13 protein-coding genes are annotated in these 14,436 nt (G+C 69.6%); 6 read left to right on the forward strand and 7 right to left on the reverse strand.

All coding sequences use genetic code 11. From position 1 onward, the window contains the following. Positions 1–260: 260 nt before the first annotated feature. Positions 261–1,604, reverse strand: a complete 1,344-nt coding sequence (locus NM1_RS02585) for a DoxX family protein (protein ID WP_246011407.1) — start codon at positions 1,602–1,604, stop codon at positions 261–263. Between the two features lie 445 nt (positions 1,605–2,049). Here NM1_RS02585 and NM1_RS02590 point away from each other — a divergent pair, with 445 nt between their 5' ends. Both NM1_RS02590 and NM1_RS02595 read left to right on the forward strand, forming a co-directional pair. Next, the gene (locus NM1_RS02590) at positions 2,050–3,186 is read left to right on the forward strand and encodes a phosphotransferase family protein (RefSeq protein WP_068013440.1); all 1,137 of its coding nucleotides are present in this window, start codon (positions 2,050–2,052) and stop codon (positions 3,184–3,186) included. A 23-nt stretch (positions 3,187–3,209) separates the two neighbouring features. Beyond that, entirely contained in the window at positions 3,210–4,307 is a 1,098-nt protein-coding gene (locus tag NM1_RS02595) for an Rv3169 family protein (RefSeq protein WP_068013442.1), read from the forward strand. Positions 4,308–4,317: 10 nt separating this feature from the next. Here the strand turns inward: NM1_RS02595 and NM1_RS02600 are convergent, their stop codons facing one another. Then, the gene (locus tag NM1_RS02600; RefSeq protein WP_068013444.1) at positions 4,318–5,658 is read right to left on the reverse strand and encodes a hypothetical protein; all 1,341 of its coding nucleotides are present in this window, start codon (positions 5,656–5,658) and stop codon (positions 4,318–4,320) included. Positions 5,659–5,936: 278 nt separating this feature from the next. Between NM1_RS02600 and NM1_RS02605 the strand changes: the two genes are divergently transcribed. After that, entirely contained in the window at positions 5,937–6,965 is a 1,029-nt protein-coding gene (locus NM1_RS02605) for a DUF2293 domain-containing protein (RefSeq protein WP_068013446.1), read from the forward strand. 46 nt (positions 6,966–7,011) lie between these two features. On the opposite strand, the gene NM1_RS02610 is transcribed toward NM1_RS02605, so the two are convergent. Continuing rightward, positions 7,012–7,626 carry a TetR/AcrR family transcriptional regulator gene (locus NM1_RS02610; protein WP_068013448.1) on the reverse strand — a complete coding sequence of 205 codons (615 nt, stop codon included), beginning with the start codon at positions 7,624–7,626 and terminating at the stop codon, positions 7,012–7,014. 92 nt (positions 7,627–7,718) lie between these two features. Between NM1_RS02610 and NM1_RS02615 the strand changes: the two genes are divergently transcribed. Then, on the forward strand, positions 7,719–8,126 hold the full coding sequence (locus tag NM1_RS02615) for an ester cyclase (RefSeq protein WP_068013451.1): 408 nt from the start codon (positions 7,719–7,721) through the stop codon (positions 8,124–8,126). Positions 8,127–8,132: 6 nt separating this feature from the next. Here NM1_RS02615 and NM1_RS44490 read toward each other — a convergent pair whose 3' ends face one another. The 3 genes from NM1_RS44490 to cobO all read right to left on the reverse strand — a co-directional run bounded on the left by NM1_RS44490 (position 8,133) and on the right by cobO (position 10,922). Continuing rightward, positions 8,133–8,807 carry a cobalamin biosynthesis protein gene (locus NM1_RS44490; protein WP_307719297.1) on the reverse strand — a complete coding sequence of 225 codons (675 nt, stop codon included), beginning with the start codon at positions 8,805–8,807 and terminating at the stop codon, positions 8,133–8,135. Between the two features lie 98 nt (positions 8,808–8,905). Next, on the reverse strand, positions 8,906–10,345 hold the full coding sequence (locus NM1_RS02625; RefSeq protein ID WP_068013455.1) for a cobyrinic acid a,c-diamide synthase CobB: 1,440 nt from the start codon (positions 10,343–10,345) through the stop codon (positions 8,906–8,908). Then, positions 10,308–10,922 (reverse strand): cob(I)yrinic acid a,c-diamide adenosyltransferase, encoded by a 615-nt coding sequence (gene cobO, locus NM1_RS02630; protein ID WP_068013459.1) that lies wholly within the window; start codon positions 10,920–10,922, stop codon positions 10,308–10,310. The genes NM1_RS02625 and cobO overlap by 38 nt, the downstream gene beginning before the upstream one ends. A gap of 126 nt (positions 10,923–11,048) precedes the next feature. Here cobO and NM1_RS02635 point away from each other — a divergent pair, with 126 nt between their 5' ends. Then, a complete protein-coding gene (locus NM1_RS02635; RefSeq protein ID WP_114699652.1) occupies positions 11,049–11,858 on the forward strand; it encodes an NAD-dependent protein deacetylase in 810 nt (269 codons plus the stop codon). A gap of 118 nt (positions 11,859–11,976) precedes the next feature. After that, positions 11,977–12,294, forward strand: a complete 318-nt coding sequence (locus NM1_RS02640) for an EthD family reductase (RefSeq protein ID WP_068013463.1) — start codon at positions 11,977–11,979, stop codon at positions 12,292–12,294. Positions 12,295–12,306: 12 nt separating this feature from the next. Here NM1_RS02640 and NM1_RS02645 read toward each other — a convergent pair whose 3' ends face one another. Beyond that, the gene (locus tag NM1_RS02645; RefSeq protein WP_068013466.1) at positions 12,307–14,328 is read right to left on the reverse strand and encodes a serine/threonine-protein kinase; all 2,022 of its coding nucleotides are present in this window, start codon (positions 14,326–14,328) and stop codon (positions 12,307–12,309) included. Positions 14,329–14,436: the final 108 nt, after the last annotated feature.

Genomic DNA, 14,436 nt, shown 5'->3' on the forward strand with positions numbered 1-14,436 from the left:
GAAGCGATAGCCAAGCAACTACACCTGGGAGGTTTTCGGCGCGTCTCGAGTTTCAGGTACCGCTGCGAAGCGACGAAGGAGCCAGCAGCGGTGCCTGAAACTCGAGACTCCCAGGCGCCGAAACCCGCCGCAGCGAAGCGGAGGCCAATACCACAGCCCCACCCGGTGCGTGGGGGCCGGGTGGGGCGTGGCGGCCCGCCACGTGACCGCGGGCCGGGCAGTGGGCGCCGGATACAGGGATCTCCGGCGCCCGGTGGCATCTATCCGGTGGGCTCGTTGTCCTGCACCCAGTGGAATCCGGTGCTGCGCAAGGGAAGACCGTCCGGGTCCACCCGCCGCAGCGTCATAGTCACCGGGTGTCCGTCGAGCTCGCCGGTCAGCGTCACCGCGTCGGGCGCGGGCTGCTCGAAGGTCAGCGCGGCCGTCGGCGCGGCGCCGTCGATCAGTTCGACCCGGTGGGTGGCGGCGTCGACGGTGCCCGGGACGGTTACCAGTTCACCGTCCATCCGCTGGTAGGACACCTGCCCGGGGAAGTCGAACACGACCGTGCGCCAGCGGGTTTCGTCGGTGAGCAGCGGCGGCACCGCCTGCCCGTCGCGGACGAACTCGGACACCGACCAGATGCCGTACAGCGGCGGCTTCGGCCGGTCCGGGCCGCCCTCCTTCCAGAAGCCCCAGCCGACGTGGATCATCTCCACGGCCACCCAGATGCCGAGCGCGACCTGCACCAACCCCGCGATCAGGCGCGAGCGCGGGGTGTGGAAGGGATACGGCGTCGTCGACGGCCCCGCGGTCCGGTTGAACACCAGGACGTCGGCCAGCCGCCGCGCCTCGGGCGCCAGCAGTACCAGCGACATCAGCATCAGGTGCCCGGCCAGGATCTTCACCGGCACCCCGAAGGTCATGTTCAGCACGAAGATCTGCGCCGTGCTGATCAGGGTCAGCATGGCGCCCGCCAGGGCGGTGCGCGGGATGAACAGCAGAATCGCCGCCACCACCTCCGCGGCGCCGAGCAGCATCTCGTACGGCGGCGAGGTTCCGACCTGGTTCCACAGCACCTCGAACGGGGCGAGGTTGCCGAACGGCTCCAGCAGGGTCGTCAGCGCCGGCTCCGGCATCTGGGACGGAATCAGCTTCCCGAAACCGTAGTTCAGCATCTGCCCGGCCACGCACAGCCGGATGAACAGCAGGAACCACCCGGCCAGCGGCCGATAGTGCGTGCGGCGCCGGTCGAACAGCGTCCACAGCAGGGTTCCGGCCACCGCGAGCACCAGCACACAGAACACCAGCACCCAGAGCACGCCCTGGTCACCGCTGCCGTTGAAGCGCAGCTCGACGTCGGCGCCGAAGACCGTGCGGCCCACCCAGGCGTAGACGGGTTCGAGGATCCGCACCTGCCACAGCACCGCATCGCGGGGCAGCTCGGAGTTGAACCAGCCGAGGTACGCGGTGATCAGCTGCGGATACAGCAGGCAGAACAGGCCGAAGTACAGGAAGGAGAACCGGAACACGATCCGGGTCACCGGATTCCAGCCCGTCGGCCGCGGCTCCTCGATCTCCGGTTGCGCCGCCGGCGGTGAGGTTGCCGTTGCGACTGCGCCCACGCTCGTCCCCTTTCATGAAGTTTGCATTCCGAAGTTACGGAGCGGATGCCGCAGCCGCTTCCGGGAAGCCCCTGAGTCGCACCCCGATCCCGCACTACGCCGCGCGGCTGATCCACCGTCGCGATCCGCCGCGGACTACTTCGCTCACGACAGCCGACGCTAGGAACGAGATACCGAGCCGCACCTCCCGCTGCGGACCGATTTGCCGCACGCGCATGCGGAGGGAGGCGAGCCGCCGCCCCGTACCCGGGTAGGGGCCCGGCGTCACCCGCCGGTAGGGCAATCCGCGGTCCCGGTGACCGGAACTGGGGGAATTCGCCGCCGGATTCGACTCCCACACTGGGTAGAACGCGTTACATTTCACTCAGCGCGCGCCGCAGCCCGCGCCCTGCGCCACGGAACAGATTGGCGCGCAAGCATTTCCATGAGCCCAGGAGGTCAGGTCATGTCGGCCGATTCCGAACCCGATCCCGGACAGCGCCGGCAGCTGACCACCAGCGCCCGCGATCTGGACGACCTCGCCGAACGACTCACCCGCTGGCTGGCCGCCCGCCTGGACAGTGACGGCCCGCCGAAGATCACCAATCTGACCCGCCCGCAGGCCGGTGGCATGTCGAGCTCCTCGGTGCTGTTCGACGCCGAATGGCAGGTCGACGGCCGGGGCGGCGGCGGGTCCTATGTGGCGCGCATGGCGCCCGAGGCCGGCTCGTTCCCGGTATTCGAGACCTACGACCTCGAGACGCAGTACGCGGTGATGGCCGGGGTGGCCGAGCATACGGACGTTCCGGTGCCGCCGCTGTGCTGGCTGGAGACCGACGAATCCGTGCTGGGCACGCCGTTTTTCGTGATGCGGCGGGTGGACGGCCGGATCCCCGAGGACAATCCGCCCTATGTGTTCGTCGGCTGGCTGTTCGACTCCACCGCCGACGAGCGGCTGCGACTGACCCGCAACACCGTCGACGTCATCGCCAGGATCCACGCCCTCCCCGATCCGGTCGCGAAGTTCCCGATGCTCGACGGCGAGGGTTCGGCATTGCGCCGCCACGTCGACGCGCAGAAGGCGTGGTACCGGTGGGCGCTGGCCGACGACGGCTACCGGATTCCGCTGCTGGAGCGGGCCTTCGAGTGGCTGGAGGAGCACTGGCCCGCCGATCCCGGCCCGGACGTACTGAGCTGGGGCGACGCCCGGCCCGGCAATGTGATCTACCAGGGCTTCGAGCCCGCCGCCGTACTCGACTGGGAGATGGCGGCATTGGGCCCGCGCGAGCTCGACATCGCGTGGATCATCTTCATCCACCGCTTCTTCCAGGACATCGCCACCCGATTCGACCAGCCCGGCCTGCCGGACTATCTGCGGCGCGGCGATGTCGTGGACCACTACCGGCAGCTCACCGGGTACACCGTGCGCGACCTGGACTGGTATCTGGTGTACGCCGCCCTGCGGCACGGCATCGTGATGGCGCGCGTGAAGCGCCGGATGATCCACTTCGGCGAGGACACCGACACCGCCGACCGCGACGACTACGTCATGCACCGGCCGAGCCTGGAGGCCCTGCTGGCAGGCAACTACGAATGGGACTGACCCCGCGACGAACAGGATCGATCATGCCCGTCCCCTTGGACGAATACCCCATCCACCAGACTCCGCTGTCGTTCGCCCGCGCCAGCAGCAGCGACCGGAACTTCTACGACCGCAGCTATTTCAACGCCCACGATCGCGCCGGGGGCACGCTGCTCATCACCGGCATGGGGGTGTACCCGAACCTGGGGGTCGTCGACGCCTATGCCGCCGTCCGCCAGGGCGACACCCAGCGCGCGGTGCGGTTCTCCGACGCACTCGGCGAGCGAGGGCTGGACCAGCGGGTCGGTGGGTATCGCGTCGAGGTGCTGGAGCCGCTGCAGCGCATCCGGATCGTCTGCGAGCACGACGATCTCGGCTTCGACCTCACCTGGACCGGCGCGTTCCCGGCGGTGCAGGAGCAGCCGCACCTGATCCTCGCGGGCAACCGGCCGATCATCGACGCGTCCCGGTTCGCCCAGGTCGGTTCGTGGTCGGGCACGCTGAGCCTGGACGGGACCGACATCACCGTCGACCCGCAGGTGTGGACCGGTACCCGCGACCGCTCCTGGGGCATCCGTCCGGTCGGCGAGACCGAACCGGCCGGGCGCGCCAATGCCGAAGGGGCGGGCGGCTTCTGGTGGATGTACGTGCCGTTGCGCTTCGACGACTTCGCGATCGTGGTGATCATGCAGGAGAACCCGGACGGCTTCCGCACCCTCAACGATGCCGTGCGGGTGTGGCCGGACGGCCGGGTGGAGCAGCTCGGCTGGCCGCGCGTGCACATCGAATACCGTTCCGGCACAAGGATTCCCGTTGCCGCCCGGCTGGATCTGACGACGCCCGACGGTAAGCCGCTCGAGGTGGAGATCACGCCGCACACGTTCATGGCGCTGCATATCGGCTGCGGTTACGGCGGCGACCCGGACTGGGGGCACGGTCAGTGGAAGGGCCGGGGCTGGTCGTCCAGCGTCGCCTACGATCTCACGGATCCGGCGGTCGCGGGCCGCATCCCGTGGGGCGTCATCGACCACGTCGCGCAGGCCCGCTGCAACGGCGCCGAGGGCTGGGGCCTGTTCGAGCACGCCAGCCTGGGCCGCCACGACCCCACCGGCTTCGCCGACTGGACCGCGGTGGCGCCGTAGCGGATTCGGCTCACCGGTTGTAGGGGAACTCCTGCACCCAGTGGAATCCGCGGCTGGGCAGCGTGAACGCCGTCTCGTCGATGCGCTGTGCGAGGATGCGGACCGGCTGGTCCCGCAGGGTGCCCTCGAGCACCATCCGGTCGGGTGCGGGGCGCTCGAAGGTCAAGGCCCCGTAGGGCGTTCCGGGTCCCTGCGCCAGATCGATCCGGTGCCGGTCGGTGTCGATGATCGCGGACATCCGGCTGATCCGGTCGTCCATGCCCTGGATGACCGTGTCGGTGGACGGTCCGGTGGGCCGGTCGAAGATGCGATCGAACACGATGTGGCGTGGCCGCTCCCGATCGGTGGTCAGGGGTGGGCGCAGTTGTCCGGCGGCGGTGAACTCGGTGACCTCCCAGATGCCGTGCAGTGGCGACAGGCGCTGGGAGTCATGCCAATTCGACCAGCCCTGCTGCGCCGCGCCACCCACGATCCACAGACCGAGAACGAGTTGGACTATCACCGCCGTACGCCCGGTGCTCCACCGCGGTGCCGGTGTCGCGGCCGGTGCGGCCCGGCCCGCCAGCACCTGCGTCAGCCGTCGCGCCTCCGGCGCCAGCAGGATGGCGCTCTGCAGCAGCAGATGGAAGGCGAACAGCTTCACCGGCACGTCGAAGGTCATATTCAGCAGGAAAACCTGCCCCATCGACACCAGGGCGAGCAGCGCGCCCGCGGTCACCGTCCATGGCAGGATCAGCAGCACCCCGGCCAGCACCTCGGCCGAACCGAGCGCTATCTCATACTGTTTCGACGATCCCACCTGTGACCAGAGCACCCCCATGGGGCTCATATCGCCGAACCGCTCGATATACCGGAACAATCCGAGCGTCATCTGTGTGGGGAACAGCTTGGCGAAGCCGTAGACGAACATCGCCGCCGCCAGGCCGAATCGGATCGTCAGCCGCAGACCGGTCTGCAAGGCCGGATAGGCCGGGCGACTGCGATCCAGAACGGACCAGATCGCGGTGATCACGGCGGCGATTGCCAGCAGGCAGGCCGTCATCACCCAGGTAGCCGCGGTATCGCCGCTGCCCGTGACGGTCTCCGGCTGGATCGTTGTCCCGAACACGTGCGATCCCACCCATCGCACGAGCGGATCCAGCGCACGGCCGGGTGCGGTCAGGACCGCCTCGGGGATGAACTGCCCCGCCCATCCCGCCAGCGTGCTGAGCACCAGCGCGGTGGCGACGTAGAACAGCGCAATATAGCTGAAGAAGAACCGGAACGCGATACGGACGGCCGGGGACCAGCGCGCCTGCCGCGGTGTGACCGAATCCTGTTGCGCGGGTTCGACAATCACATCGACCGCCATGTGCACCTCCCCGGACGACGGCGCACGGCCGCCGGAATCGCTTGCGGAATCTCACTGTATCGATCGCGGCCGGTCCGGACATCCGGGAAACCCCCGGTCCCCCGATGCTCCGTCCGGACGAGGGCGGTGCTACTTCCGGGCGACGCGCGTCCGCCCCTCCGGCGCGTAACGGTAATGTCGGGCGACGTGTCCAACGATGCTCCGTCCGGACGAGGGCGGTGCTACTTCCGGACGACGCGCGTCCGCCCCTCCGGCGCGTAACGGTAAAGTCGGGCGACGTGTCCAAACTCCGGCGCCGGGTGGTCGAGGCCGCGGAAGCGGCGCTGGCCCGGCAGAAGTACGTCTCCGCGATCGACGTGTTCACCGGCGTGGGCTGGTTGCGTTCCGGCCACGTGGATCGGTGGCGGCAGGGGCGGGTCGACACGCTGGAACAGGCGGCCGCGGTGGACGGGCAGCGGCTCGCCGACGCGGTGGACATCCTGCGGGACTGGGCCCTCGACAGCGGTCTCACGCCCAGCGAGACGGCCTACCTGTCCGGCAGCCGCGACCGGCGGGCGCTCCGATTTCTCGGCGACGGCGACGACTCGGCATTCCGGATGCATTGGCTCTCACCCGATCTCACCCCGGCGCGGCGAGAACAGCTGGTGCGACGGCAGAACAGGGTGCCCGATCTGACGGTCGTCGAGGCACAGGAGTCGTGGTCCTGCGTCGAATGCGCCGAGACCGGGCCATATCTGATCATGGACGGCACCGGGCCGATCTGTCTGACCTGTGCCGATCTGGACCACCTGGAGTTCCTGCCCGCCGGGGACGCGGCCCTGAGCCGCCGCGCCAAGAAGGAGAGCGCGCTGTCGGCCGTGGTGGTCCGATTCAACCCGCGCCGCAAGCGATACGAGCGCCAAGGCATCCTCGTCGAGGAGCAGGCGCTGGCGCGCGCGGAGGACCAGTGCCTGGCCGACGAGGACGCGCGCATGCGGCGCCGGGAGCGCGACCGGGTGCGGCGTGCCGATCAGGACGTGGAATTCCAGGCGCGGATGGCCGCGGAGATCCTGGTGCTCTTTCCGCGCTGTCCCGCCGAGCGGGCCGACCGGATCGCCGCGCACGCCGCGGTGCGGGGCAGCGGCCGGGTCGGGCGCAGCGCCGCCGCCAAGGTGCTGCACCACGAGGCCGTCACCCTCGCCGTCATCGCCTCGGTGCGCCACCTCGACACCGACTACGACCGGCTCCTCATGGAGGGCGTCCCCCGCACCGACGCCCGCGCCGAGATCCGCCCCGTCGTCGACCGGGTGCTGAACTCCTGGCGCTGATCGATCGCCTTCGTTCCCTGGCCCGGCTCCGGCGCGAACGCACCGCTCACACGGCTCCGGGCCGGAACGCCGGAAGCAGCCCTTCGGCGACGGAATCGACCGGCGGCAGGAACTGTTCGGCGATATCGCCGAGCAGGTAGCGGTGCAGTGCCCGCTGATGCGCGGCGCCGACGAGCAGCACCGCGCCCGCCGCCGGATCCAGCTCGGCATTCACCAGCCCGGCCCGCTGTTCGGCGCGCAGCACCTCGGCGACCGATCGCAGCGCCAGGTGCGGGCCGATCTCACCGTCCTTGCTCACCAGCAGGTCCCGCAGTTGCCGATCGGATTGCAGGGCACCGAGAATCGGCATGATTCCGAGGTAGAAGCGTTCCACGCCGGTCAACAGCGCGGCCAGGGCCGCGCGCAGGTCCTGGTTCGGGGTGCGCCGCCCCAGCACGACCGCGGCGTCCGCGAAGTCCGGCAGGTGCTGCCCGACCACCGCCTGCAGGAGGCCGAGCCGGTCGCCGAAGTGGTAGAAGATGCTCGACTCGGCGACACCGGCGCGGCGCGCGATCTCCTTGGTGGACAACGCCATTCCGGCCTCCGCCAACGTCTCCTCGGTCGCCCGCAGCACCGCCTCGCGGACCCCGGTGGACGGTCGGCCTCGTCGCGACACCGCCACGGATGCTCCCTCCTTCTTGCGCGATCACTCAGTAAAGAGGTTAAATTACTGAGTCGACACTCAGTAATTAGCGTATCGCCGAAGGACCGATCATGACCACGCAGTCACACAAGGACACCGTCCGCCGCCTCTACAAGAACCTGGAGGCGGGCAACGCCGACATCGCCGACGAGCTGTTCACCGACGACTTCGTCACCACCGAGGGCGACCACCAGAACGCCGTCGGCGCACAGGGATTCAAGGATGCGGTGCGCGCGATCCACGCCGCCTACACCGATCCCTCCTTCGACATCCTCGACATCGTGGGCGAGGACGACGGGGTGATGGTGCGCTGGCGGATGCACGCCACCCACACCGGAGAACTCATGGGCATTCCCGCCACCGGCCGCAAGATCAGCATGGAGGCCTTCGCCCTCTTCCGTTTCACCGGCGACCGGATCAGCGCACGGCACGCCGTCATCGACCGGCTCGGCCTGCTCCGGCAGCTCCAGGACGACTGAACCGGGCTAACGCGGGCAGCGGGCGACCGCGACGGTGACACCCGATCGCACCCGCTTGGGGACAACGAGGTCCCCACCCGCCGCCAGCAACGCCGCCGCCTCGGCAACACTCGGCGCACCCACCGCCGCGGCGGTACGCGCATCCGGATTCGGCACCTCGACCCCCGCCAACTCCGCAGCCCCGAACGACACGATCGGAACACCCAGCTCCGTCGCCGCATCGATCAACCCCACCGCCCCGGCCCGCCGCTCCACGGTAGCCAAACAACGAACCACATTGTCCCCCACAACCTCCCGAACAGCAGCAACAATCTCCGCAGCACCAGTGGACGGCCGCAGCCCCACACCCACAACAAACTCCTCCCCGGCCCCGCTCACCACGCCCCACCCCTCACCCTGCCCGCCCTCCATCCCCGAATAACCGGCATTCCCCGTCGCGCGGCCCCAGGGGCCGCGCGACGGGGATATATGCCAGCAAGCCGCAAGGATGAGACGCTGCGAAGCACATGGGTCCGCCGCCAACCAGGGCACTTGCATTCCCCGCCGACAGGGCACTTGCATTCCCCGCCGACAGGGCACTTGCATTCCCCGCCGACAGGGCACTTGCATTCCCCGCCGACAGGGCACTTGCATTCCCCGCCGACAGGGCACTTGCATTCCCCGCCGACAGGGCACTTGCATTCCCCGCCGCGCGGCCCCCTGGGCCGCGCGGCGGGGATCCGTGCCAGGGGGACGCGGAGGTGGGGCGTTGCGGAGCGGCGGCGGTGGGCCGTCGACGGTCAGGCATCGGCGCGGTCGGCTGCGTAGGCGGCCGCTGCTGCGATGAATCTTGCTGTGGCCGTGGGGTTTCCTGCTGGGTGGGTGTGAAGGTAGGAGGCGTGGACGCGGTGGGTCAGGGCGCCCTCGCGGGTCGGTCGGCCGTCGGGCGACCTCCAGCCCCAGGCCGGGGCATGGGTATCGGCGCCGACCAGGCGGGTGCGGTGGAACTCGTGGCCGCGCACCCGTTCGCCCGCGCGCCAGAGCGGAGAATCCGCCAGCGCCACGGCATCCCGGTAGCCCAGGGTCAGCCGCGGCCCGAATTCGGCCGCCACGTCCACGACTCCGGCCATGCGATGACCATCGAGCGAGCGGGCCAGATACAGCAGCCCGGCGCATTCGGCGTGTACGGGCATGCCGCGCCGCGCCGCCTCCGCCACCGCGGTCAGCAGCGGACGGTTGGTGGCGAGCTCGGCGGCGTGCTCTTCCGGAAAACCGCCGGGAAGCACCAAACCCGATGCACCAGTGGGTAATTCATCACGCAACGGATCAAAGGCGACGACCGCCGCCCCCGCCGCTTCGAGCAGTTCCCGATGCTCGGCATAACCGAAGGTGAACGCCGCCCCACCGGCGACCGCGATCACGATCTCGCCGGTATCGGGACGGGCCGCGGACCCCGCCACCGCATCGATCGGATCCCAGGCCGGACCATCCACCCGCACCGCCGCCAGCCGGGCGATCTCCGCCAGATCCACGTGCGCCGCGACGAGTTCGGTCATCGCCTCGACCGCCGCCTGCGCCGCGCCCCCGTGCTCCACCGCCGGGATCAGCCCCAGATGCCTCGACGGGACGGCCAATTCGGCCATGCGCGGCAGGGCGCCGAGCACCGGCAGGCCCACCCGGGCGCAGGCCGCGCGCAGCACCTGCTCGTGGCGCTCGCTGCCCACCCGATTGAGAATCACTCCCCCGAGCCGGATCCCGCTGTCGAAGGTGGCGAAGCCGTGCAGCAGGGCGGCCAGGCTCTGGCTGTGCCCGCGCGCGTCGACCACCAGGACGACCGGCGCCCCGAGCAGCGCGGCGACCTGCGCGGTCGAGCCCTCCGCGACGGCGTCGGCCTGGTTGTCGTCGATGCGGCCGTCGAACAGCCCCATGACGCCCTCGACCACCGCGATATCGCGGCCCCGGGTGCCGTGCCGATACAGCGGCACCACCCGTTCGGCGCCGACGAGCACAGGATCCAGATTCCGCCCCGGCCGCCCCGCCGCCAGCCCGTGATACCCCGGATCGATGTAATCGGGCCCCACCTTGAACGGCGCCACGCGATGCCCGGCCCGCCGCAACGCCCCGATCAAACCCGTTGCGAGCGTGGTCTTCCCGCTCCCCGACGCGGGCGCCGCGATCACCACCGCGGGCGTGCTCACCGACTCACCACTCGATGCCCCGCTGTCCCTTGCGGCCCGCATCCATCGGGTGCTTGACCTTGCTCATCTCGGTGACCAGGTCGGCGGCGTCGACTAGCGCGGCGGGGGCGTCGCGTCCGGTGATCACCACGTGCTGGTTGCCGGGACGGGTGCGCAGCGTCTCGACCACCTCGTCCACGTCCACCCAGCCCCACTTCAGCGGATAGGTGAACTCGTCGAGCACGTAGAAGCGGTGCTGTTCGGCGGCCAGGCGGCGGGCGATCTCCTGCCATCCGGCCAGCGCCGCGGCCGCATGGTCCTCCTCGGAGCCGGGCTTGCGCACCCACGACCAGCCCTCGCCCATCTTGTGCCATTCGACCGCCCCGCCGGTCCCGGTCTCCTCGTGCAGGCGCCCCAGCGTGCGGAAGGCGGCCTCCTCCCCCACCTTCCACTTGGCGCTCTTGACGAACTGGAACACCGCGATGTCGAAGCCCTGGTTCCAGGCCCGCAGCGCCATCCCGAACGCCGCCGTCGACTTCCCCTTGCCCGCCCCGGTGTGCACGGCCAGCACCGGCTGATTGCGCCGCTGCCGCGTGGTCAACCCGTCGTCGGGAATCGTCTCCGGCACACCCTTGGGCATTGATTCGCTCCTTCTCGCACCTGCGCTGCCGCTCCACGGTGCCATACCGGGACCAGCACCGATCCTCGGGCCCGCCCGTACCCTGGACCTATGCCGGACATCCCGCCCACCGGCGCCGACCCCGCGATGGGCCGGCTGCTCGAGCTGATCAGCGACCGCCGCGTGGCCGTGCTGACCGGCGCCGGAATCTCCACCGACAGCGGCATTCCGGACTACCGCGGGCCCGGCTCACCGCCCCGCACCCCGATGACCTATCAGCAGTTCGTGGGCGATCCGGTGTTCCGGCAACGGTATTGGGCGCGCAATCACGTCGGCTGGCGCCGCATGGACGCCTCGCGGCCCAATCCCGGGCATCGGGCGCTGGCCCGCCTGGAACGCGGCGGTCTCGTCACCGGGGTGATCACCCAGAACGTCGACCTGCTGCACACCAAGGCGGGTAGCCGCCGCGTGCTCGACCTGCACGGCACCTACGCGCGCGTCCGCTGCCTGCGCTGCGCGGCCCTGATCTCGCGGATGACCCTGGCCGAGCGGCTGGAGGCCGCCAACCCGGGCTTCGCGGAGGCCGCGATCACCAGCGGGCTCGAGGTGGCTCCCGACGCCGACGCGGTGGTCGCCGACACCCGGCACTTCCGGATGGTCGACTGCGCGCACTGCGGCGGCATGCTGAAACCCGACATCGTCTACTTCGGCGAGAACGTTCCCAAGGACCGGGTCGCCGTCGCCTTCGAACTCGTAGACCAGGCGGACGTGCTGCTGGTCGCGGGCTCGTCCCTGACGGTCATGTCCGGCCGCCGATTCGTCCGCCACGCCGTCAGAACGGGCCGCCCGGTAATCATCGTCAACCGCGGCCCCACCCGCGCCGACCCCCTGGCCACCCTCGCCCTCGACGCAGGCTGCTCGCCCGTACTGTCCGCCCTGGCCGACCACTACGCCTGACATCTCCACTCCGCCACGACATTTCGACGCGCACGGAATCACACGAGCGAAACCCACGGGCACGACGCGCACGGGCTCTACGATCGGCGTGACACTTGTCGCCATAGGGAGGCCTGGGATGTATCGACTGACGATTCTGTATGGGCAACCGGACGATCCCGGGCATTTCGACGATTACTACTGGAACGTGCACATCCCGATCGCCAAGAAGATGGTGGGGTTGAAGAAATGGACGATCGGGCACGGTGAGAGCATCGAGCGGGGTGCGGTCGCGCCGTACTATCTGGTCGTCGGGCTCTATGCCGATACTCGCGAGGATATCGAGCGCATCCTGGCCAGCCCGGAGGGGCAGGCCGCCGTCGCCGATGTGCCCAACTTCGCCACGGGCGGAGTCACTTTCGTCTACAGCGACGAGCAGGACCTGATCGAACCGTAGTGGCGCCTGGCCTCAGTCGAAGTGCTGTTGGAACCAGGTGAGCAGTTCGGGTTCGGTTTCGGGGGCATCGGCCGGGTTGGTCGATGACGTCGTGCAGACCTCGATCAGGGTCAGGAATTCCTCGTGCAGTGCCATGAGGCAGGTGCGGCTGCCGTAGCGCGGGGTTTCGTCCGGATAACAGGTCATGCGGCCGACCGGCGCCGTCGCCGTGCTCCAGACACCGTCGAGACCCGGCCCGTTCCCGCACGCCCGGCCGGGAATCTGCGACACCGTGCCCCGATACGACGACAGGGCCGACGCGTGATCCGGGAATCCGATGAGGTGCACCACCGGGGAACCGGGCCGGGGGCCGCAGACGATCGCCGATCCCGAAATTCCCGCGGGCGGCTCGAGGTGCCGGCAATTGCGGGGAATGTATTCACCACCGAGGCGGCCGAGCACGGCGCGATCCTCGGGCGTGAACCAGTCCGGATCCGTTGCGGCCGTGCCGGTTCGGAACTGCCATATGCCCGACACGGCCTCCTGGTCGCGCAGCGGTGTCTCGCTCGGGTCGGCCCAGTACAGGAGCGCGAGCGACAACAATCCCTCGTTGGTGAGGATCAGCCCGGGACGCGGCACCGCCGGATTGTCGAAACCGTTGGTGAAGCAGGCTTTTCGACCCACCTCCCGGTTGTCGAACCGGGACGGCCCGTCCGGCCCAGGCGGATCGCCGGGGCAACTGGCCGCCTTGAATCCGCTCAGCGTGGTGGTGCGATAGTAGTAGGCGCGCAAACCCTCGATGTCACGGAAGCGCAGGAAGAGTCCCGCCGGGGACGAGGTGGCCGGGTTCGGATCACAGAAGACGATGGCCGCGGTCGTGCTGTCGGGGTCGCGGTGCACGCAGTTGGCGCGGTGGTATCCCGGGCCGCTGAGGCTGGCGAGGAGATCCAGATCGGCGCCTCGCAGGGCGGTGGCGTCGGCAACTGCGGTACCGGCGGATTCCGTTCGGGTCGCCGCCCAGTACGCGAAACTCGTTGCCGTGGCGATGATCACGATCGCGATGAGCGACAGCGGTGTCGACGCGGAGCGGATCCGGACGAGTACCGGCAGGGGCCCGCCGCTCCGGGGCCCCGGTACGGCATCGTGATCGGAAGTCCTTGTGACGTCCGAGGATTCGTTCGATACCGGCGGCCGCTCCGCTGCCACGTCGGCCGCGCCACCGGTGGACAGCGCGGCGACCGCCGCGTCGGCGAGATCCCCTGCGGTAGCGAAGCGATCGGCCGGGTCCTTGGCCATACCGCGCGCGACGACCGAGTCGAAGCCGGGCGGAACGTCGGCGCGGACCCGGCTCGGCGGCGGCACCGGATCGAACAGGTGCGCGCGCATGATCTCACTGTCGGCGCTCACCGGAAACGGGTGCGCGCCGGTCAGGCATTCGTACAATACGCAGGTCAGCGCGTAGATATCGGACGCCGGGGTCACCGCGGGCGAGGTGTAGCGCTCCGGCGCCATGTAGCGGAACGTCCCGACGAGCGACCGGTCGGAGGTCAGGCCGCCGGCACTGCTGGAATGCGCGATGCCGAAGTCCGCGAGATAGGCGAACCCGCCGGACGTGGTGAGGATGTTGTCCGGCTTGACATCTCGGTGCACCAGACCGTCCGCGTGCGCCGCATCCAACGCGGCCGCCACCTGGCGGACCAGGTCCACCGCCCGCGCCGGTGCCAGCGGCGCCTCCTCCCGCAGCACCGTGTTCAGGCTGACACCGTCGACCAGCCGCATATCGATGTAGAGGTGCCCGTCGATCTCACCGTAGTCATGGATCGGAATGACGTGCGGTTCCTTCAGCCGCGCCGCCACATGCGATTCGCGCCGGAACCTTTCACGATAGAGGGAATCCTCGGCGAACCGCTCCGGCATCACCTTGATGGCGACGGTGCGGTCCTTCTCGGTGTCGTAGGCCTCGAACACCTCGCCCATGCCGCCGCGCCCGAGGAGCCGGTCCAGCCGGTACGGACCGAATCGAGATCCGACCGCCAGGGGGCGCGGCGTCGTCATCTAGACCTCCAGGACGCGAACCGAGTCGATCCTCGCCGCCGATCCACCCCCGAAGCGAGACCAGAGATTTCAGGTCAACGAAAGATCCCGAAGCTGTAGACCAACTGT

The organism is Nocardia mexicana NBRC 108244 (assembly GCF_001613165.1).
Taxonomy (GTDB): domain Bacteria; phylum Actinomycetota; class Actinomycetes; order Mycobacteriales; family Mycobacteriaceae; genus Nocardia; species Nocardia mexicana.